The following is a 19,959-nucleotide window of genomic DNA, read 5'->3' as shown; positions in this document are numbered from 1 at the left end:
TCCTCACTGCAATGCTTAGCGGTGATCTTCGTTGGATTTTTCAGCAGCCTGCTTGAGTTCGTTATTGGCCTGGTCGAGCAATTCCTTGGCCCGGGCAGCGTGACCGCCCAGATCGAATTCATTGGCCTGCTGAGCATCGACGACACGCTTGTAGGCCTGATCAACGAGGCGCTGCGCGGCGGCCAGGTTCGGATGGCGCCGGGCACTGACGTCACGCACCGGCTGTTGGGCGGCGGCGGTGGCGAACACGGCAAGACCGGCAATCATGCTGATGAGTGCAATGCGTTTCATGCTTTCTCCCCTTTTTATGTCTGCAGAGCAGGTTGATGGTGGGCAGAATCTAGCAGCGCTTCATGACAGCGGCCATGTGTGAATTCTTGCGACGTGTGCTTGCGATCACAAGCCACAGGCTCAGCACAGAGCCGCTAACAAAACGTAGCGAGCGGCCATGGGGTGGGTGCGGGCGGCGCGCAGGAACCGGAGTGTACTTGGACGTACATGAGGATTCCGAGCACCGACTGCGCCCGCCCCATGGTCGCGCAGTAGTTTTGTTAGTGGCTCTCAACCGCCGAGGGGTTGGCCGATGCGCTGCGCCGTGGCGTCGTCGGGGCGCGCCACCAGTGCACCCGTGCGCATCAAGCTCACGCTGTAGTGTCCGCCGTCGACCAACGGCAGGAAGGCACCACTGCCGAATAGCGTGTCCACTTCCGGGAACCAGCTCGGCATCTGCTTCTTCAGGTCGAGTAGATCGCCTGCTCCGGCCCGGCTGAAATCAATCACCGTGCGTGGCGCGGTGGTTTCCTGGCTGGCGTCGTCATAGCGCCCGGAAATACGATCGAGCCGATACAGCGGCGGCAGGCCGGCAAGCATGGCCGGAAGTTTCCACTTCAGCACGATGGCGTCGACCTGGAAGTCATCACCGGCCAACATCATGTTGCGTGTATCGCCATCGGGCCAGGTCAGGGTGAGCGCCCAGCGTTGCGGTGAAAGGATGCGGGAGTCGATCTGCACGACCGGCTCTTCTTCGCTCAAGAAGCGGTAACCGCGCAGCGACATGGCCATGCCGCCCAGCAATGCCGCCGCCAGCAGGCATACCACCAACAGCAGCGAGTGCCCGGTGGCGGCCAAGTGGCGACGGTTGCGCACGTGCTGGCGCGCTGCCAGCAGCTGCGCCAGGGCGAGCAACAGGACCACGCCCGTCAGGATGACAAGCAGGGTCGTGGGCAAGCGCAGCAGTTCGTTCCAATTCATCGGGACACTCCAAAAAATCATCTGCATGTCCGTTGCAGCGCGCACATCATAACGGTGGCGGCGTCAAGGCTTGGCTATACTGCAGGCGTTTTCCGAGGGATGCCCATTCATGCGCCGATCGATTCTGCTGCTGCCGACCTGCCTCGCCTTCGTTGCGATCGCCGGCTGCGGCAACAAGGGCCCGCTGTACTACGCCAAGCCCACGCCGCCGCCCCTTCATCCGGCAGCGGCAGCGGCAGCTGCACCCGCTCCGGCACCCGCGCATGCGGGCACGGCACCTGCACCGGCCAGCGCCAGCAGCGTCGAAACCAAGCCGCTGAGCGGAAGCTGACAGCGCGATCGATAGCATGAGCTTGCGTTTTTCCAAGATGCACGGCGCCGGCAATGACTTTGCCGTAATCGATAGCCGCGACGGCGTGCTCGCGCTCAATCCTGCCATCATCCGCGCGATGGCCGATCGACACACCGGTATCGGCTTCGACCAGTTGCTGAGCGTGGAGCCGGCTCGCGATGGTGTGAGTGCTTTCTATTACGGCATCTGGAATGCCGATGGTTCACCGTCAGGCCAGTGCGGCAACGGCGTACGTTGCGTGGCGGCGTGGCTGCAGCGCGCCGGGTTGCTGGCGATGCGCGAAACCGTGCAGATCGAAAGTCCTTCCGGTCCGGTCGCGGTACGCGTGGTCGATGCGCAGCGTGTCACCGTGGATATGGGCGAGCCGATCTTTGAGCCGGCGCGGATTCCGTTCCATGCCGCGAGTGCCGGCGAACGCTATCCGTTGGATGTCGACGGCCAGTTGCTGGAGATCGGTTCGGTATCCATGGGCAACCCGCACGCCGTGGTGGTGGTGGATGATCTGCAAGCGCCGATGCTGGAACGCCTCGGCCCCGCGGTGACCCGCCACGTGCGTTTTCCGGAAGGCGTCAACACCGGTTTTGTGCAGAAGCTGAGTCCCCGACACCTACGCCTGCGCGTGCATGAGCGCGGTTCGGGATGGACGCTGGCCTGTGGCACGGGCGCCTGCGCAGCGATGGCGGTGCTGCGGCACCGCGGCGACGTGGATGCACAGGTCCAGGTGGATCTTCCCGGTGGCACGCTGCAGATTGATTGGGCCGGCCCCGGCGAACGGCTGTGGATGACCGGGCCCGCAACTTTCGTCTATGAAGGTGAGTGGCTGGGTGATTGATGTTGATGCGAGAGCCTGTCCATCGCACACTGCAACCCAGGGTTTAGAGAGGCTCCATGCATGACCACCAACGCCCTGCTCGATGACACCATCAAAGCCAGCGACGTCGCCGCATACCTTCGGCGACATCCCGGCTTCCTCAGCGATTACCCCGAACTGGCCACGCTGCTGACCCTGCCGCGCGAGCAAGGCGCCGTGGCGTCGCTTGCGAGCTACCAGTTGCAGGCTTTGCGCGACAAGAACAGCGAGCTGGAACGCAAGTTCGCCGAACTCACAGTCATCGCCGCCGAGAATGAGCGCCTGATGCAGCGCGTGCATGACCTCAACGTGGCCGTGTTGCGCGCCAATACGCCAGAAGTGGCGGCACGCAGCGTGGTCGCCAGGCTCTCGGAAGATTTCGGTACCGACCATACGCGCCTGGTGTTGTTCGGCGAGTTCCAGCTCCCCCCTGCGGACTGGCTGATGCTCGAACCGGGCGGCCGTGCCGCCATGCCGGAATTCGCGGATTTCCTGGGCCATCACGAGCCGATATCCGGACGCCTGTCCGCCGATCGCCTGCACCGGCTGTTCGGCACCTATGCGCCGCACATCAAGTCGGCCGCGCTGATGCCACTGGGTGAGCTGGGATTGCTGGCACTGGGCAGCAAGGATCCCGATCACTTCCAGCCAGGCATGGGCACCGTGTTCCTCAAGATGATTGCCGCGACCGTGACCGCCGCGCTGGCGCGGATCCAGGACGGCGCTTGAGACCATCGATGGACGCCCAGCCACAGGTCGAGGCATGGCTCGCACGGTTGGGCAGCGAACGCAAAGCATCACCCCATACGATCGAAGGTTATCGCCGTGATCTGGACAAGCTGCTGCGCTACATGCAGAAGCTGCAGATCACTGCATTCGAGCAGTTGAAGCCGCATCACATGCGCGGCTTCGTGGCCGCGGAACATCGCGCGGGCTTGTCGCCCAAAAGTTTGCAGCGCCTGCTCTCGTCGTGCCGTAGTCTGTTTCGCCAACTCACGCGTGAAGGCATGTTGGCGCACGATCCGGTAGCCGGTGTACGCGGGCCAAAGGTGCACCGCAAATTGCCGCAGGTGTTGGACGTCGATGAAGCCACCGCACTGGTGGAAGGTGATGGCAACGGCGATGCACTGAGTGTGCGCGATCGCGCCATGCTGGAATTGTTCTATTCCTCCGGCCTGCGTCTTTCCGAACTCACAGGTTTGCGCTGGCTGGATCTGGATCTCGACGCCGGTGAAGTGCGCGTGCTCGGCAAGGGCAGCAAGACGCGCATCGTGCCTGTGGGCCGGCATGCGATCGCCGCGTTGCGTGCACTGGGTGAAGCGGAAGGCCGCGCACCGGAATCACCGGTATTTCGCGGCCGCAACGGCGCGCCGATCAGTCCACGCACCGTGCAGGCACGCATGAAAACACTCGCCTTGCGACAAGGCTTTGCCAAGCACGTGCATCCGCATCTGCTGCGGCATACCTTCGCCAGCCACATGCTGGAATCCTCGGGTGATTTGCGCGCCGTGCAGGAATTGCTTGGCCATGCGGACATTGCGACGACGCAGATCTACACGCATCTGGATTTCCAGCACTTGGCAAAGGTGTACGACGCGGCGCATCCGCGGGCACGCAGGAAATGACGGCATCGATGAACTTGCTTGCAAAGGCGCTCATCGGTGCGTTGATGGTGCTGCTGATCGGACTCCTGTCACGCACGCGCAATTACTACATCGCCGGCTTGCTGCCGTTGTTCCCGACCTTCGCGCTGATGGCGCACTACATCGTCGGCAGCGAACGCGGTATAGGTGATCTGAAAGCCACCATCCTGTTCGGCATGTGGGCAGTCGTGCCCTACCTGGCCTATCTCGCAAGCCTGTATTGGCTGGTCGACCGCTTTCGACTGGTGCCGGCCCTGTTGATGGCGCTGCTCGTATGGACCGTCACGGCTGCCGGGGCGGTGTTGCTGTGGCAACGGCAATGAGCTTGGCGAAGTTCTGGTAGAGCGCGGCCTCTCCAGGCGCGGGCCGAGCGGCTTGGATTCCCGCAACGCGGCCCCACTTCTGGCAAATTCCCTGTTTACGGAGTCCTCCATGGAATCCTTCCACGCCACCACCATCATTTCGGTGCGCAGGAACGGCCGCGTCGTGATCGGCGGTGACGGCCAAGTCACGCTGGGCAATACCGTGATGAAGGCTAACGCACGCAAGATCCGCCGCCTGGGCAAGGGCGACGTGCTGGCCGGTTTCGCCGGCGCCACCGCGGATGCTTTTACGCTGTTCGAACTGTTCGAGCAGAAGCTCGACAAGCACAGCGGCAACCTCACCCGCGCGGCCGTCGAGATGGCCAAAGAGTGGCGTACCGATCGCCGCCTCGGTCGGCTCGAAGCCATGCTGGCCGTGGCCGACAAAGACGCCTCGCTGCTGATCTCCGGCAATGGCGACGTGCTGGAACCGGAACACGGCCTGATCGCCATCGGGTCAGGTGGACCCTATGCACAGTCCGCTGCACTTGCCTTGATGGAGAACACCGATCTCGACGCACGCGCCATCGTGGAACGCGCATTGAAGATCGCTGGCGACATCTGCATCTATACGAATCACAACACCACGATCGAAGAACTTTGATGGAGTCGCGGGAACGCCGTCGTTTTTATACATCCGCGTTCCCTATTCCCTGATCCCGCTTTCTCTGGGTTTAAACCAATGTCCGAACTTACCCCTCGCGAAATCGTCAACGAACTCGACCGCTACATCATCGGCCAGCACGACGCCAAGCGCGCCGTCGCCATCGCGTTGCGCAACCGCTGGCGCCGCATGCAGCTGGAACCGGCATTGCGCGAAGAAGTAACGCCGAAGAACATCCTGATGATCGGTCCCACCGGCGTGGGCAAGACCGAAATCGCGCGCCGCCTGGCAACGCTCGCCAATGCACCGTTCGTGAAAGTGGAGGCGACCAAGTTCACCGAAGTGGGCTACGTGGGCAAAGACGTGGAATCGATCGTGCGCGATCTTGCCGACGTCGCCTACAAGCTCACCCGCGAGCAGGCAATGAAGCGCGTGCGTTCGCAGGCAGAAGACCGTGCCGAGGATCGCCTGCTGGATGCGCTGCTGCCGCGCCGCATGTCGCCGACCGACTGGACGCATGATCCCGAGCCCGCATCGTCGCTGGAAAGCGACACGCGCCAGAAGCTGCGCAAGCAGCTGCGCGAAGGCGCGCTGGACGATCGTGAGATCGAGTTGGATGTTGCGACGAATGTCGGCGTGGAGATCATGTCGCCGCCGGGCATGGAAGAGATGGGCCAGCAGTTGCGCCAGATGTTCCAGAACCTGGGCGGTGCGCGCACACAGAAGCGCAAGTTGGCGATCAAGGCCGCGCGCCCGCTGCTGGTCGAGGAAGAGGCCGCCAAGCTGCTCAACGACGAGGAAATCCGTGGCCAGGCAGTGGAAGCTGCCGAACAGAACGGCATCGTCTTCATCGACGAGATCGACAAGATTGCGCAGCGCTCGGAGTGGGGTGGTGCAGGCGTGAGTCGCGAAGGTGTGCAGCGCGACCTGCTGCCACTGGTCGAGGGTTCCACCGTGTCCACCAAGTACGGCCCGATCAAGACCGACCACATGCTGTTCATCGCCTCCGGTGCGTTCTCGCTGGCCAAGCCGTCGGATCTGATTCCGGAGCTGCAAGGCCGCCTGCCGATTCGCGTCGAACTGTCAGCACTCTCGGTGGAGGACTTCAAGCGCATCCTACGTGAGCCACACAACGCGCTGACCAAGCAGTATGTGGCATTGCTCGGCACGGAAGGCGTCACCCTCAACTTCCAGGAATCCGGCATCGACCGCCTGGCCGAGGTGGCTTACCAGGTAAACGAGACCACCGAGAACATCGGTGCCCGCCGCCTGCACACGGTCATGGAGCGATTGTTGGAGGGAATCTCCTATGAAGCTGCGGACAAATCCGGCGAAAACTATGTGATTGACGCTGAATATGTCGATAAAAACCTCGGCAGCCTGGTCAAGGATGAGGATCTGAGCCGGTATATCCTCTGAGCTTGTGTTTTTGACCTAACATATTGTTTTTATTGCCTTCATAGAGCTGTTAGCGCGCTGTAAACAAGCGGGCAAACCCCCTCTGATAAAATTCTCGTCATGGGTACGATCATTGAACTAAAGGCCACCGGCTCGCGTGCGCAGCTCCGCGAAGCGCAGCAGAAACAGCAGCTGGTGCGTCTATGGCGCGGCGAATTGGAACACGGCAGCTTCTGCGGTTATGTGGGCAGCGTGGGCCGTGAATTTTTCCTGCTTTGGGTCGTGGGTGACGGCGTCACCTACGACGGCATGTACGTGATGCGTCATCGCGACATCACCGAGCTGGAGGCGCCGGACAAGCACAATGACTTCATGCAGAAAGCATTGGTGCTGAAGAATCTGGTACCTCGCCTGCCCCGCAGCTTCCCGCTGGACAACATCCGCGAGGTAATACAAGCGGCCAGTGCGATGGCGCCGGTGATTGGCGTGCATGTGGATAGCGAGGACGAATCGGAGGTCTGTTACATCGGCCGCCTGATCAGCGTCGAGGAAGATGGGTTCAACATGCAGGAGATCACTCCCGATGCGGAGTGGCTGCGCGAGCCCTCATTCTTTTCGTGGGACGAGGTCTCCACGGTGACGATGGAAGATGGCTATGCACAATCCCTGCTCGCGGTAGCCGGTGCACCGCCGCCGCTGTTGCAAGGTGATTCCGGCGTGGGCCGGGCGCATTAAGTGCTGCATGAAAAAAGCCCGCCACATGGCGGGCTTCTCGTTTTTGTAGGTTGGGGTGCAAACCCCAACATCACCATGCCTGACCACGCATCTCGGGGTTTGTACCCCAATCTACGTTAGCGCCCAAACAGATGCCGCCGCGCTTCCTCATCCGTGCGCAAATCCGTTCTGCCTTCGATGGTATCGGCCATGGCATAGGCCCGACGCGTCGCTTCACGATCCCGGATGTGCTCGAACCAGCGCTTGAGATGGGGAAAATCCTCCAGCTTCATGCCCTGGTTTTCGTAAGGCACGATCCACGGATACGCCGCCATATCGGCGATGGTGTAATCGCTGCCGGCGATGAAATCGCGACCATCCAGATGCTTGTCCAGCACGCCGTATAAGCGCCGCGTTTCACGCACATAGCGATCGATCGCGTAAGGAATTTTCTCCGGCGCGTAGCGATTGAAATGGTGGTTCTGCCCGAGCATGGGCCCAAGTCCGCCGACTTGCCAGAACAGCCACTCCATGACGGTCGCGCGACCACGCAGATTCTTGGGCAGGAAACGTCCCGTCTTTTCGGCCAGATACTGCAGGATCGCGCCTGATTCGAACACACTGACCGGTTCGCTGCCGTCGGCAGGCTGTGTGTCGACGATGGCCGGCATGCGGTTGTTGGGAGAGATCTTCAGGAACGCCGGTTCGAACTGTTCGCCTTTGCCGATATTCACCGGCTTGATGGTGTAGGGCAGGCCGGCTTCTTCCAGCAACAAAGTGATCTTGTGACCATTGGGTGTAGGCCAGTAATACAGCTCGATCATGGTCAGCTCCAGCGCGGAAAGGTCTTACCGTCGGGGTCGAGGCGAAGGCTTTCAAGGTTGCGAAAGGTAGACCCACAAGGCGTTGGTAAACGGTGCGCCAGCTTCCTCGTTTCTTGAAGACCGGCCATTCACTGCCGGCTTTATCCCAAGGAACCCGGAGAGACTCATGAACAGAATTGCCTCACGTTTTGCCCTGCTCGGCCTGGCGCTCAGCATCGTGAGCTTCGTACCCGCTGCAGTCGCACAGGATAGCGGCAGCGCCGCCAGCTCCGACAATGCATCCGCGCCACAGCACCGCGCTCCGGATCCGCAAAAGCAGGCCGCGCGGCTCGCCAAGCACCTGGGTCTGAACGACGATCAGACCGCCAAGATCACCGCAATACTGCAAAACCGCCAGCAACAGCTTGCTACCGCACGTGGTGATAGCTCGCTGTCGCAGCAGGATCGCCGGGCCAAGATGCGGTCCATCCAGCAGGACACCGACTCGCAGATCAATGCATTGCTCACGCCCGACCAGCAGAAGCAGTACGCGCAGATGAAGCAGAACATGAAGAATCGCTGGCAGAACGGACACGGCGCTCCGAATGCCGCCAGCGGCTCCGATGGCAGTTCGGATAGCGACAGCCACTGATTCAACAACTGGACGATACGCACCTGCATGAGGCCGGTGCGTATCACTGTGCGAGCTACCGCTGAGCACGGTTCTGCCTTTACGCTCTTGCAGTCGAATCATGTCTCTGCGAGAGCCTCCATGACACGCATCGTCGTCGTCGGCAGCATCAATATGGACTTGGTCACCGTAGCGCCACGTTTTCCCGCACCTGGAGAAACGCTGCTCGGCGATCGCTTTCTTTCCGTACATGGCGGCAAGGGCGGCAATCAGGCCGTCGCCGCCGCACGCCTTGGCGCCGACGTGCATATGGTCGGCGCCGTGGGTGACGATGCCTTTGCACAGTCGTTGCGCGATGGATTGAAGCAGGAAAATGTGGATGTTTCGCACGTCACAATCATCGAACACTGCAGCAGCGGTACGGCGTCCATTACCGTTGCCGGTGGCGAGAACGAAATCGTCGTCATGCCGGGTGCCAACGCGCAACTGCTACCTTCGCATGTCATCAAGGCGCAACATCTGATCGCAAGCGCGGATGCCGTGCTGGTGCAGATGGAAATTCCGCTGCAGACGGTGGAAGCCACGCTGCGCACTGCCCATGCTCATCACGTTCCGGTCATTCTCAATCCTGCACCTGCGCAGCAGCTGCCGGTGGAGTGGCTAAAGCTCGCGCGCTACATCACACCCAACCAGCATGAGCTCGCCACTTTACTCGGTGCAGATCCTACCGAGGATTTCCACCGTCTCATGCGTGACGCGCCATGTCCCGTGGTGCTGACACGGGGTGCCGAAGGTGCATGGTTCCGCGAAGAGGGTGAACCACAGCATCAGTCAGGTTTTGCTGTGGAAGCTGTAGACAGCACCGGTGCCGGCGACACCTTCAATGCAGCCTTCGCGGTGTTCCTGCATGAGGGATTGCCGGTCGCTGTACGCAAGGCCTGTGCGGCGGCGGCATTATCCGTGACACGCCTTGGCGCTCGCGGTGGCATGCCGCATCCGGCGGAAGTCAACGCACTGCTGGCGCGACAACATTAGGCTGGTGGTCATTTGCCAATGCAGAACGAACTGAAGATCACGCCCAGCAAATCATCGCTCGTATAAGTGCCAGTGATTTCGCCGAGTGCATGTTGCGCCTGACGCAGTTCTTCGGCAGCCAATTCACCTGCATGTGTATCAGCCAATACGTACGCTGTGCGATCCAGATGTTCGGAAACCTGTTCAAGCGCGAATACATGCCGGCGCCGCGCGCTGAACGCACCTTCGCCACTGCCCGCACCGGCTAGTTGCTTGAGCTGATGCGTGAGTGATTCGAGGCCTTCGCCGGTTTTGACAGATAACCATAGCCACCTCGCGCCATCGTGCTCTTCAGTGTGCGCCTTGGCATCATCGAGATCGATCTTGTTGATGGCGATGATGCGTTCGACGCCGGACGGAAGATCATTTAGCCATGCAAGGTCGGCATTCGCGTGATACGCGTCGGTGACGAGCAGTACGACATCCGCGCGTTCGCGTTCGTTGTGTGCGCGGCGTACACCTTCGCGTTCTACCGGATCATGGGTGTCGCGCAAGCCGGCTGTATCCGCCAGTTCCAGGGCAATGCCGTCTAGCGTGATGCTCTCTCGCAGTACGTCGCGAGTGGTGCCGGCGATGTCGGTGACAATCGCGCGTTCACTGCCGGCAAGTGCGTTGAGCAAGCTCGACTTTCCAGCATTGGGGCGGCCGACGATGGCGACGCGCAAGCCGTCGTTGAGGCGCACACCGCGCTGAGCCTCACGCAGCAAATCGGCGAGTTGCGAGCGTAAGGTATCCAGTTTGTGCGCGATGGCAGGATCGGCAAGGAAGTCGATTTCTTCTTCAGGAAAATCGATGGCCGCTTCGATATGCACGCGCAGAGCAATCATGGCTTGCAACAGCGCATCGACCTTGCGCGAAAACACTCCTTCCATCGATTTCAGCGCAGCGCGCGCACCGGCTTGCGATCTTGCGGCGATCAGATCGGCGACGGCTTCTGCTTGGGCAAGGTCAAGCTTGCCGTTGAGGAATGCGCGCTCGGTAAATTCACCGGGACGCGCAAGTCGCGCGCCGAGTTCGCATACACGATGCAGTAGCGCGTCGAGCAGCACCGGGTTTCCATGGCCTTGCAATTCGAGCACATGCTCGCCGGTATAGGAGGCTGGGGCAGGGAAGTACAGCAGCAGGCCGCGATCGATCAGTTCACCCTTGGCATCGCGAAATGCAGCGAAGTGCGCTTGGCGTGGCGAAGGTTCGCTGCCGAGCAGCACACGTGCCATAGCAGGCGCGCGCGGACCGGAGACGCGCACGACACCGACGCCTGCGGCGCCCGGTGCGCTCGCTATGGCTGCAATGGTGTCGTGATGGGAAGCGTCGGTGGTCATCGCGTATCAGCATAAACGCAGCGGGCGGCCTGTTGGCCGCCCGCACGAGGTTACTTCTTCAAGCCGCGGCCTTGGCCGGTACCGCATCGGCACGCCGCATCATCCACCACTGCTGTAGCAGACGGCATAGGCCGTTGACCACGTAATAGAGCACCAGGCCCGACGGGAAGAACAGGAAGATCACCGCGAACATCAGCGGCATGAACTTCATCATCTTCTGCTGGGCAGGATCCATGCCGGGCTGCACCGGCATCACCCACTGCTGCACCAGCATCACGACGGTGTAGAGAATCGGCAGCACGAAATACGGATCAGCCGCCGACAGATCGTGGATCCAACCGAAGAACGGCGCCTGGCGAAGTTCCACGCTGTCGCGCAGTACGTAGTAGAGGCCGTAGAAGATCGGAATGGTGATCAACAACGGGAAGCAGCCAGCGGCAGGATTTACCTTCTCCTTCTTGTACAGCTCCATCATCGCCTGCTGCATCTTCTGGCGATCGTCGCCGTAGCGTTCTTTCAGTGCGTCGACGCGCGGTTTGAGTTTGCGCATCTTGTTGGCCGATTCGAACTGCGCATTCGTCAGCTTGAAGGTGGCCAAGTTGATCAGCAGCACCAGCAGGATGATGGAAACACCCCAGTTGCCGGTGAGTTTGTCGAGCTGGGCAAGAATCCAGTGCAGCGGCTCGGCGAAGATTTTCAGCATGCCGTAGTCGATGGTCAGATCCAGGCCGGGTGCGATCGCACCCAGTTCGGAGGGCAGTTTGGGGCCGAGGTATAGCTGCGCCGTGTTATCGGCATGCTGGCCAGGCGCCACGCTGATTTGTGGGCTGACGCTGCGGATGACGTAGCGCGGCTTGCCGTCGGCTTCATTCACTACCGCACTGGAGAAAGTGCTGGCTTCCTTCGCTGGCGGAATCCACGCGCCGAGGAAGTACTGCTGCATCATCGCCACCCAGCCGCCAGTGATCTGGCTTTTATCCAGCGGCTCCTTTTCGAACTTGTCGAAGGCGAGCTTGTTGAATTTCTGATCCGGGCTGTACCACGCAGCACCGAAGAAGCCATAGCGCGACTGATCAGAAATACGCTGCAGGAAATTGCTGTACACCGGCGCAGGACGGTCGACGCGTTGTAGCTGGTGGTAAGCGTTGCCATCCCAGGATTTGCTGCTGCCGTTGTCAATCTGCTGATCAAGATCAACCACGTAGCTTCCGCGATGCACGGTGTAACGCTTGATCACCTTGACGCCGGAAGGATCGGTCCAGCTGAGGTCGACGTTCAGCACATCCTGGCCTGATGCGAGCTCGTAGCTGGTCTGCGCCGCCTGGAAGATCGCGCGATGATCGGGTGCGGCGCCGTCCGCGCTGACCAGGCCGCTCTGTGCGGCGAAGTAGTCGCTGGCGCTGTCATCGAGCAGGCGGATCGGAGCCGGATGGGGCTCCTTCTTCGTCTGCGGCGTGACCGGGTACTGCAGGAGTTCCGATCGCACGATGCTGCCGCCGCGCGTATCGACGGTCAGACGCAAGACGTCGGTGGTGACGGTGACGAGCTGGCTTGCTCCTGTTTCACCAGCATTGCCACTCGCAATAGTAGGGGTCGCGCCTGGTACGTTGTTGCTGCCGTTTGCACCATTGTTCGATGCGACGGCTGGCGTGGGCGGATGCGGGCCGTAATCTTGTTCCCATTGTTGGAACAATAGATAGGCAACGGCCAGCAAGGCGAAGAGAAGGAAGGTGCGCGTTTGATTCATCGCGTAGCGATCCAGGAAGAGGCCCCGCCATGGCGGGCCAGGGGGACGGAAAGAAGGGAGATCAGCACGCCATTGTGGAGGTGTCGCCTTCGCGCTTCAACGGCGGCAATTTGCGCCATAGGGCATCCAGCTCGGCCAACAGCACGGTACCGGGCAAAGTACAGGCCTGTTCGCGTGCCATTACCATCAGGTCGACCGGGGGCAGCGCATGGCGGGCGCGGCGAAATGATTCGCGTATCAGCCGCTTGATGCGGTTGCGATCAACAGCGCGTTTGGAAACCCGCTTGGAAATGGCAAGGCCCAAGCGGGCATGTCCTACTTCGTTCTGGCGATAGCGCACAGAAAAACAGCGACCGCCGAAGCGACCGCTGGCTTGACGCAGGAGCGCGAAATCACCGGCTCGGCGAATCCGCGCCTCGCGCGGTAGGCCGGCGGTGACCATCGGCGCGATCGCTTACGGAATCAGGCGCTTGCGGCCCTTGGCGCGACGGGCATTGAGCACCTTGCGACCATCGGCCGTGGCCATACGAGCACGAAAGCCGTGCGTGCGGGCGCGCTTGAGCTTGCTGGGCTGGAAGGTCCGCTTCATGGCTTCCTCCTAATGAATGGGTGAAAAAGGTTGGAAATTATGCGGAAGGAGACTGCCCCGTGTCAATTGCAGTCGTGGCAACAACTTGTGGATATCCATGTGGATAGTTACTGGGTTGGTGCTGGTAGACTTCCCGGTCCACCCTGCGCGAAAGCGCCCCTGCTGTGGTTGAACGTATCCATGAGTGATCTGTGGCGGCGCTGTCTCGAGCGTCTTGAAGGTGAATTGAGCGCCGAGGACCTGCATACCTGGCTGATGCCATTGCAGGCACGCGAAGATGCCGACGGATTGCAACTTTACGCGCCCAATCCCTACACGTTGGATGTCGTTCGCGACCGTTACCTGCCGCGGATCGAGGCCGTGCTGACCTTGCTGAGCGGCCAGAGTCTATTCGTGCGTCTCGAGGTGGGCTCAAGTGCCATCGCTCCGGTGAACGGCCGCCACACTCCTCCCCCCAAGCCGTCTCCTTCGGCCGGCGTGGCCGAAGCTGCGGCACTGAATTTCCACCACAACCTGGACCCCCACTACACCTTCGAAACCTTTGTTGAAGGTAAGTCCAACCAATTGGGCAAAGCTGCTGCGATGCAGGTGGCCCAGAATCCAGGGCGTGCATACAACCCACTGCTTTTGTACGGCGGTACCGGCTTGGGCAAGACGCACTTGATGCATGCCGCGGGCAACCTGATGCGTGAGCACAATCCGGGCTTCAAGGTGCTGTACCTGCGCTCGGAGCAATTCGTGGGTTCGATGATCGAGGCTTTACGTACCAAGAGCATGGATGAATTCAAGCGGCGCTTCCGTTCCGTGGACGCGTTGCTGATCGACGATATTCAGTTCTTCGCCGGCAAAGATACGACGCAGGAAGAGTTTTTCCACACGTTCAACGCCCTGTTCGAATCCAAGCAGCAAATCATTCTGACGTGCGACCGTTATCCCAAAGAAGTGGACAAACTCGAGCCGCGCTTGAAGTCGCGCTTGGGCTGGGGATTGTCGGTGGCGATCGAACCGCCGGATTTCGAAACGCGTGCGGCGATTCTGCTGGCAAAGGCCCACGACAAGAGCGTGAAGGTAAGCGAGGACGTGGCCATGCTATTGGCCAAGCGCATCCGCTCCAACGTTCGTGACCTGGAAGGTGCACTCAACACACTCGCAGCCCGCGCCAATTTCTATGGCCGGCCAATCACCACCGATTTTGCGGAGGAAACGCTGCGCGATCTGCTCGCGACGCATGCGCAAGCGGTAACGGTGCCAAACATCCAGAAAATTGTTGCTGAGTACTTCGGCGTTCGCCTGCAGGATCTGCTTTCCAAACGGCGTGTACGTTCACTGGCACGGCCGCGCCAGATCGCGATGGCGTTGTCCAAGGAACTCACCGAGCACAGCCTTCCTGAGATCGGCGAAGCCTTCGGCGGCCGCGATCATACGACCGTGCTGCACGCCTGCCGCACCATTCGCAAGTTGTGCGAGACCGACACGCGCATGCGCCAGGATTGGGAACAGCTCATTCGCACACTCACCGGTTGATAAGTTGAAGAAGCGCTTGAAAACCGGGCGGGTATCCTGTGGATAATATGAAGACGTCTTGACGCGCCAAAGTTATCCACTGGCGATGCACAAGTCGCGAGGTATTTAGGGCACAAGGGAGATTTCTGTAACCCTTTGTCAAAGAAGGATAATTTAGGGTTTTCAAGTTATCCACGGGCTCAACTGCTACTACCACTCTTCTTTTAAAAACAGAACTGCAGATAGGGAAAGCACAAACATGCAATTCAGCATCCAACGAGAAGCGCTGCTTAAACCCTTGCAGCAGGTTGTCGGAGTGGTGGAGCGTCGTCAGACGTTGCCGGTACTCGCCAATCTTCTGGTCAAAGTCGGTAACGACAAGCTTTCTTTTACCGGGACTGACCTAGAGGTCGAAATGGTTGCCGCCACCGAGGCCGAAAAGCTGGTGGACGGTGAAACCACTATTCCCGCGCGTAAGCTGTTCGACATCGTACGTGCGTTGCCGGATGGTGCGAAGATCGAGTTGAAGCAGAACGGCGATCGTGTCGCGTTGAATGCAGGCCGCAGTCGCTTCACCTTGGCCACGTTGCCGGCAACCGAATTCCCGACGATCGATGAAATCGAGTTGGTCGAACGCGTGAGCCTTCCGGAAGAGGTGTTACGCGATCTGATGGAACGTACCGCGTTCGCGATGGCTAACCAGGATGTTCGTTATTACCTCAATGGGATGTTGCTGGATCTGCAGGAACATGCACTGCGCTGTGTGGCGACAGATGGCCATCGGCTTGCGTTGAAGGAAACGCATTTGGAGAGCAAGGTTTCAGCGCGACGCCAGATCATCATTCCCCGTAAAGGTGTGAACGAACTGATTGGTTTGCTTGAATCTGGCGACGGTTCTGTTGAGCTGGAATTTGGACGCAATCATCTGCGAGTGCGCCGTGGCGAGGTGGTATTCACTTCCAAATTAATCGACGGGCGCTTCCCGGATTACGAAGCGGTGATACCGCTGGGTGCAGATAAGCGCGCTACGCTCGATCGCGAAGTGCTGCGTGGTGCTTTGCAACGTGCGGCGATTCTTTCAAACGAAAAATACCGTGGTGTGAAGCTTGAGTTCTCGCCAAGCAAGCTTCGAATTGTTGCGCACAATCCAGAGCAGGAAGAAGCTGTGGAAGAGGTCGAGGCAGATACTGGAGTTTCGGATCTGACGGTGGGCTTCAATGTTGGTTATTTGCTTGACGCCTTAGCTGCATTACGTGGCGAGAAGGCGCGGCTGAGTCTCCGGGACGCCCAATCAAGCTGTCTAGTACAAGAGGACGAAAACGAGCAGTCACGCCACGTGATCATGCCGTTGCGGCTCTGACCTGGCAGTTCATGGTGACCTACAGGCATTTGCTGCCTTCACGACGCCGGAGCCTTAAGCTCCGGCGTCTTCGTTTGAGAGCTTAGGGGTTCATGAGACTTGAGCGTCTGCATTTGCAGAAATTGCGGTGCGTTAGCGATCTGAATCTGGAGCTGGCGCCTGGGTTTAACGTCCTGGTTGGCGCAAACGGAGCGGGTAAGACATCGGTCCTCGAGGCCGCCTTCCTGTTGTCGCACGGGCGCTCATTCCGCAGTGGGGCGAGGGAAGCGCTGGTGCAAAGGGGAGAGGTCGGTTTAAATATTTTTTCAGTCGTGCGGCACGATGACGGTATAGCTCATCGTCTGGGATTGGGGCGGGAAGGTGCTCGCTGGGATGGCCGACTCGACGGGGCGGATGTTCCCCTGGGTGAGCTGATTCGAGAGTGTGTGGTTGTCTGCTTTGAACCCGGATCTCATGCGTTGATAGCAGGTGCTGCAGAGGAGCGGCGGCGTTTCCTAGATTGGGGCGTGTTCCACGTGGAACACGAATTCTTGGTTATCTGGCGGCGCTATCAACGGGCGCTTAAGCAGCGCAACAGCTTGTTACGCGCTGGGCCGGCGTTTGACGAGAGTTTGATCGTACCCTGGGAGGTGGAGCTGGGCCGGACAGGCGCATTGATAGATCAATGGCGCCGGGCCTATCTCGACGCGCTATTGCCCTTTCTAAAGGAGCAAGCCGCGCTGCTTCTGCCGGAGCTGGGGTATGTTGAGCTTCGTTATCGCTGCGGCTGGGCTGAGAATGAGGATCTGGCAGGGGTACTGGCTTCTCAACGATTTAGAGACCAGAGTAGGGGACACACGACGTCAGGTGTGCATCGAGCGGACTGGTCCATATCCTTCCAACTCGCCCCGCAACGGGAGCATCTTTCCCGAGGCCAGGAGAAGCTAACGGCCCTAGTTTGCGTACTTGCGCAGGCTTGGTTGGATGCAAGGCATCGTGGTGAGTGGCCCATCGTCTGCTTGGATGATCTGGCGTCAGAGCTTGATCAGGTTCATCAGGCTGCCGTGGTCAACAGCTTACGTGCGACTCCCGCCCAGGTGCTCATTTCCGGTACGGAATTACCAAGGGTATTGGAGCATCAGCCCATCAGGATGTTCCACGTGGAACAGGGCCAATTGACGCCCCTGTTATAATTGATCGGTTGCATCCAGCCCGGCCTTCATGGCGCCGCACCGGGCGGATTACTGGCGTCGGAACATGGTTATTGCATGAACGCATCCTACGATTCGAACAGCATCAAGGTACTCAAAGGCCTCGAAGCGGTGCGCAAGCGCCCAGGCATGTATATCGGCGATACCGATGACGGCACCGGCCTCCACCACATGGTGTTCGAAGTCGTCGATAACTCCATCGACGAAGCCTTGGCTGGCTACTGTGATCACGTCATTGTGACCATTCACGACGATGGTTCCGTCAGCGTGCAGGACAATGGCCGCGGCATCCCGGTTGACATGCATCCGGAAGAGGGACGTTCCACCGCTGAAGTCGTGATGACGGTATTGCACGCTGGCGGCAAGTTCGATGCGAATTCGTACAAAGTATCGGGCGGTCTGCACGGCGTGGGTGTGTCCGTGGTGAATGCGCTCAGCGATCATCTTTGGCTGACCATCTATCGCGACGGCCACGAATATCATCAGGAATACAAGCTGGGCGAACCTCAGTATCCGGTTAAGCAGATTGGCCCTTCGGAACGCCGTGGCACCACCGTGCGCTTTCAACCCAGTCCGCTAACCTTCTCCAACATCGAGTTTCACTACGAAATACTCGCCAAGCGTCTGCGCGAGCTAGCCTTCCTCAACTCCGGGGTCACCATCGATCTGCGTGATGAGCGCGGGGAAGGGCGCAGCGATACCTTCGCCTACGAGGGCGGCATCAAATCTTTCGTACAGCACCTGGCGCAGTTGAAGACCGCACTGCACCCGAACGTGATCAGCCTCACCGCCCAGCAGGATGCGATCACGGTCGATCTGGCGATGCAGTGGACCGACTCCTACCAGGAGACGATGTTCTGCTTCACCAACAATATTCCGCAGCGCGACGGCGGCACCCATCTAACCGGTTTTCGTGCTGCACTCACACGAGCCATCCAGGCCTACATCGAGAAGGAAGGACTGGCTAAAAACGCCAAAGTCACCTTGTCAGGGGACGATATGCGTGAAGGCCTGATCGCAGTGCTGTCGGTGAAAGTGCCTGACCCGAAGTTCTCCTCGCAAACCAAGGACAAGCTGGTTTCGTCCGAAGTGAAGACGGTGGTAGAGCAGGTGGTCTATGAAAAGCTCGGTGACTTCCTGCTTGAGCACCCCAACGAAGCCAGAGCCATCGCTGTCAAGGTGGTAGATGCAGCGCGTGCACGTGAAGCCGCACGCAAGGCCCGCGAGATGACCCGCCGCAAGGGCGCACTCGATATCGCCGGCTTGCCGGGCAAGCTGGCCGATTGCCAGGAAAAGGATCCTTCGCTGTGCGAGCTGTTCCTGGTCGAGGGTGACTCCGCAGGAGGCTCGGCGAAGCAAGGCCGCAACCGAAAGACGCAGGCCGTACTGCCTCTGAAAGGCAAGATCCTCAACGTGGAAAAAGCGCGCTTCGACAAGATGCTTTCCTCCGCCGAGGTCGGGACGCTGATCACTGCCCTGGGTACCGGCATTGGCAAAGAGGACTACAACCCCGACAAGCTGCGCTACCACCGCATCATCATCATGACCGACGCGGACGTAGACGGGTCGCACATCCGCACGCTGTTGCTGACTTTCTTCTATCGTCAGATGCCAGACCTGATCGAGCGCGGCCATGTGTATATCGGCTTGCCGCCGCTGTACAAACTCAAGCAAGGCAAGCAGGAGCTGTATCTGAAAGACGATGCAGCACTTAACGCATATCTGATTTCCAATGCGGTCGATAACGCTGGATTGCAATGCAGCCCTGACGCCCCGTCCATCAGCGGCGAAGCGTTGGAAAAACTATTGCGCGATTACCAGACAGCGCTCGATCAGATCGAACGCCTGGGACATCGTTTTGACGCTAACGTCCTGACGGCCATGGTTGAGCACCAACCCATCCAGCCGCAGTACTGGGATAATGCGACCGCCATGCAAACGTGGCTGGATGGCATCACCCAAAATCTTGCTTCCAGCGGCCTAGGCAAGCCCCGTTATCGCTTGTCGTTCCGCCCTGCTCATGGTGAACAACCGGCCGCAATCGAAGTCGTGCGCGAGCAACATGGCCTCAACCACACCTGGCTGCTGCCGCAACCGTTCTTCGCTGGCTCCGAATTCCGACCGATTCTCTCCATCAGCCAGCAACTGGCTGGGCTGATCCAGGCAGACGCTGTAGTCCGTCGTGGCAATGCATCACGTGGCGTCATCCGCTTTGCCGATGTGCGCGTCTGGTTGCTGGAAGAAGCAAAGAAAGGGCGCACCATCCAGCGCTTCAAAGGTCTGGGCGAGATGAACCCGGAACAGCTGTGGGAAACCACAGTAAATCCGGAAACACGCCGCATGCTGCAGGTCGGTATCGAAGATGCCATTGCAGCGGACCAGATGTTCTCGATGCTGATGGGTGAGGCAGTCGAGCCGCGGCGCGACTTTATCGAAGCCAACGCGTTGAAGGTAGCCAACCTCGACGTCTGATTCACCTGTAGACAACGTGTCGCGAACATCGCGGCACGTTGCAGCGACAACTATTGCACTAACGCATTAGTACGCTGAAACAACCATACACACG

Annotated in this window: 21 protein-coding genes and 1 other RNA gene; 14 read left to right on the top strand and 8 right to left on the bottom strand. The window is 59.8% G+C overall.

The genetic code is table 11. The annotated features are described in order from the left end of the window. Nucleotides 1-15 precede the first annotated feature (15 nt). The 3 genes from IEX75_RS09980 to IEX75_RS09970 form a co-directional block, all read right to left on the bottom strand. Nucleotides 16-291, bottom strand: coding sequence for a hypothetical protein (locus IEX75_RS09980; RefSeq protein ID WP_188794051.1), 276 nt, complete (start codon nucleotides 289-291; stop codon nucleotides 16-18). A 132-nt stretch (nucleotides 292-423) separates the two neighbouring features. Continuing rightward, nucleotides 424-500, bottom strand: a non-coding RNA gene (locus tag IEX75_RS09975) — sX9 sRNA. Nucleotides 501-561: 61 nt separating this feature from the next. Then, nucleotides 562-1,251 (bottom strand): hypothetical protein, encoded by a 690-nt coding sequence (locus IEX75_RS09970; RefSeq protein WP_188794050.1) that lies wholly within the window; start codon nucleotides 1,249-1,251, stop codon nucleotides 562-564. Between the two features lie 109 nt (nucleotides 1,252-1,360). Between IEX75_RS09970 and lptM the strand changes: the two genes are divergently transcribed. The 8 genes from lptM (at nucleotide 1,361) to IEX75_RS09930 (ending at nucleotide 7,195) form a co-directional block, all read left to right on the top strand. Then, the gene (gene lptM / locus IEX75_RS09965; RefSeq protein ID WP_188794049.1) at nucleotides 1,361-1,582 is read left to right on the top strand and encodes an LPS translocon maturation chaperone LptM; all 222 of its coding nucleotides are present in this window, start codon (nucleotides 1,361-1,363) and stop codon (nucleotides 1,580-1,582) included. A gap of 16 nt (nucleotides 1,583-1,598) precedes the next feature. Continuing rightward, entirely contained in the window at nucleotides 1,599-2,435 is an 837-nt protein-coding gene (gene dapF, locus IEX75_RS09960; RefSeq protein WP_188794048.1) for a diaminopimelate epimerase, read from the top strand. A gap of 60 nt (nucleotides 2,436-2,495) precedes the next feature. Further along, on the top strand, nucleotides 2,496-3,182 hold the full coding sequence (locus IEX75_RS09955) for a DUF484 family protein (protein WP_188794047.1): 687 nt from the start codon (nucleotides 2,496-2,498) through the stop codon (nucleotides 3,180-3,182). An 8-nt stretch (nucleotides 3,183-3,190) separates the two neighbouring features. Continuing rightward, nucleotides 3,191-4,078: a tyrosine recombinase XerC gene (xerC, locus tag IEX75_RS09950; RefSeq protein WP_188794046.1), complete on the top strand. Its 888-nt coding sequence runs from the start codon at nucleotides 3,191-3,193 to the stop codon at nucleotides 4,076-4,078. An 8-nt stretch (nucleotides 4,079-4,086) separates the two neighbouring features. Further along, the gene (locus tag IEX75_RS09945) at nucleotides 4,087-4,419 is read left to right on the top strand and encodes a GlpM family protein (RefSeq protein WP_188794045.1); all 333 of its coding nucleotides are present in this window, start codon (nucleotides 4,087-4,089) and stop codon (nucleotides 4,417-4,419) included. A 109-nt stretch (nucleotides 4,420-4,528) separates the two neighbouring features. Next, a complete protein-coding gene (gene hslV / locus IEX75_RS09940; protein ID WP_188794044.1) occupies nucleotides 4,529-5,062 on the top strand; it encodes an ATP-dependent protease subunit HslV in 534 nt (177 codons plus the stop codon). A gap of 78 nt (nucleotides 5,063-5,140) precedes the next feature. Then, complete coding sequence (gene hslU / locus IEX75_RS09935) at nucleotides 5,141-6,481, top strand: ATP-dependent protease ATPase subunit HslU (protein WP_188794043.1); 1,341 nt, start codon at nucleotides 5,141-5,143, stop codon at nucleotides 6,479-6,481. 99 nt (nucleotides 6,482-6,580) lie between these two features. Further along, the gene (locus IEX75_RS09930) at nucleotides 6,581-7,195 is read left to right on the top strand and encodes a hypothetical protein (RefSeq protein WP_188794042.1); all 615 of its coding nucleotides are present in this window, start codon (nucleotides 6,581-6,583) and stop codon (nucleotides 7,193-7,195) included. Between the two features lie 116 nt (nucleotides 7,196-7,311). Here IEX75_RS09930 and IEX75_RS09925 read toward each other — a convergent pair whose 3' ends face one another. After that, a complete protein-coding gene (locus IEX75_RS09925; protein WP_188794041.1) occupies nucleotides 7,312-7,998 on the bottom strand; it encodes a glutathione binding-like protein in 687 nt (228 codons plus the stop codon). A gap of 166 nt (nucleotides 7,999-8,164) precedes the next feature. Here IEX75_RS09925 and IEX75_RS09920 point away from each other — a divergent pair, with 166 nt between their 5' ends. Continuing rightward, nucleotides 8,165-8,629 (top strand): hypothetical protein, encoded by a 465-nt coding sequence (locus tag IEX75_RS09920; protein ID WP_188794040.1) that lies wholly within the window; start codon nucleotides 8,165-8,167, stop codon nucleotides 8,627-8,629. A gap of 120 nt (nucleotides 8,630-8,749) precedes the next feature. Further along, nucleotides 8,750-9,643, top strand: coding sequence for a ribokinase (gene rbsK, locus IEX75_RS09915; RefSeq protein WP_188794039.1), 894 nt, complete (start codon nucleotides 8,750-8,752; stop codon nucleotides 9,641-9,643). Between the two features lie 8 nt (nucleotides 9,644-9,651). Here rbsK and mnmE read toward each other — a convergent pair whose 3' ends face one another. From mnmE to rpmH, 4 genes are all read right to left on the bottom strand, one after another. Next, nucleotides 9,652-11,004, bottom strand: coding sequence for a tRNA uridine-5-carboxymethylaminomethyl(34) synthesis GTPase MnmE (gene mnmE / locus IEX75_RS09910; RefSeq protein ID WP_188794038.1), 1,353 nt, complete (start codon nucleotides 11,002-11,004; stop codon nucleotides 9,652-9,654). A gap of 58 nt (nucleotides 11,005-11,062) precedes the next feature. After that, entirely contained in the window at nucleotides 11,063-12,751 is a 1,689-nt protein-coding gene (gene yidC / locus IEX75_RS09905) for a membrane protein insertase YidC (protein WP_188794037.1), read from the bottom strand. A gap of 61 nt (nucleotides 12,752-12,812) precedes the next feature. Continuing rightward, nucleotides 12,813-13,193, bottom strand: coding sequence for a ribonuclease P protein component (gene rnpA / locus IEX75_RS09900; RefSeq protein WP_188794036.1), 381 nt, complete (start codon nucleotides 13,191-13,193; stop codon nucleotides 12,813-12,815). 12 nt (nucleotides 13,194-13,205) lie between these two features. After that, complete coding sequence (gene rpmH, locus IEX75_RS09895) at nucleotides 13,206-13,340, bottom strand: 50S ribosomal protein L34 (RefSeq protein ID WP_007510029.1); 135 nt, start codon at nucleotides 13,338-13,340, stop codon at nucleotides 13,206-13,208. Nucleotides 13,341-13,520: 180 nt separating this feature from the next. On the opposite strand from rpmH, the gene dnaA reads away from it, so the two are divergent. The 4 genes from dnaA to gyrB all read left to right on the top strand — a co-directional run bounded on the left by dnaA (nucleotide 13,521) and on the right by gyrB (nucleotide 19,865). Further along, nucleotides 13,521-14,864, top strand: coding sequence for a chromosomal replication initiator protein DnaA (gene dnaA, locus IEX75_RS09890; RefSeq protein WP_188794035.1), 1,344 nt, complete (start codon nucleotides 13,521-13,523; stop codon nucleotides 14,862-14,864). Nucleotides 14,865-15,102: 238 nt separating this feature from the next. Next, the gene (gene dnaN, locus IEX75_RS09885; RefSeq protein WP_188794034.1) at nucleotides 15,103-16,203 is read left to right on the top strand and encodes a DNA polymerase III subunit beta; all 1,101 of its coding nucleotides are present in this window, start codon (nucleotides 15,103-15,105) and stop codon (nucleotides 16,201-16,203) included. Nucleotides 16,204-16,295: 92 nt separating this feature from the next. Continuing rightward, the gene (recF, locus tag IEX75_RS09880) at nucleotides 16,296-17,375 is read left to right on the top strand and encodes a DNA replication/repair protein RecF (RefSeq protein ID WP_188794033.1); all 1,080 of its coding nucleotides are present in this window, start codon (nucleotides 16,296-16,298) and stop codon (nucleotides 17,373-17,375) included. A 75-nt stretch (nucleotides 17,376-17,450) separates the two neighbouring features. Next, nucleotides 17,451-19,865 carry a DNA topoisomerase (ATP-hydrolyzing) subunit B gene (gene gyrB / locus IEX75_RS09875; protein ID WP_188794032.1) on the top strand — a complete coding sequence of 805 codons (2,415 nt, stop codon included), beginning with the start codon at nucleotides 17,451-17,453 and terminating at the stop codon, nucleotides 19,863-19,865. The last annotated feature ends 94 nt before the right edge of the window (nucleotides 19,866-19,959 follow it).

Source organism: Dyella nitratireducens (assembly GCF_014642835.1).
GTDB classification, from domain to species: domain Bacteria; phylum Pseudomonadota; class Gammaproteobacteria; order Xanthomonadales; family Rhodanobacteraceae; genus Dyella_B; species Dyella_B nitratireducens.
Note: the sequence above shows the minus strand (reverse complement) of the source record. Positions and strands in the feature narration are given on the sequence as shown.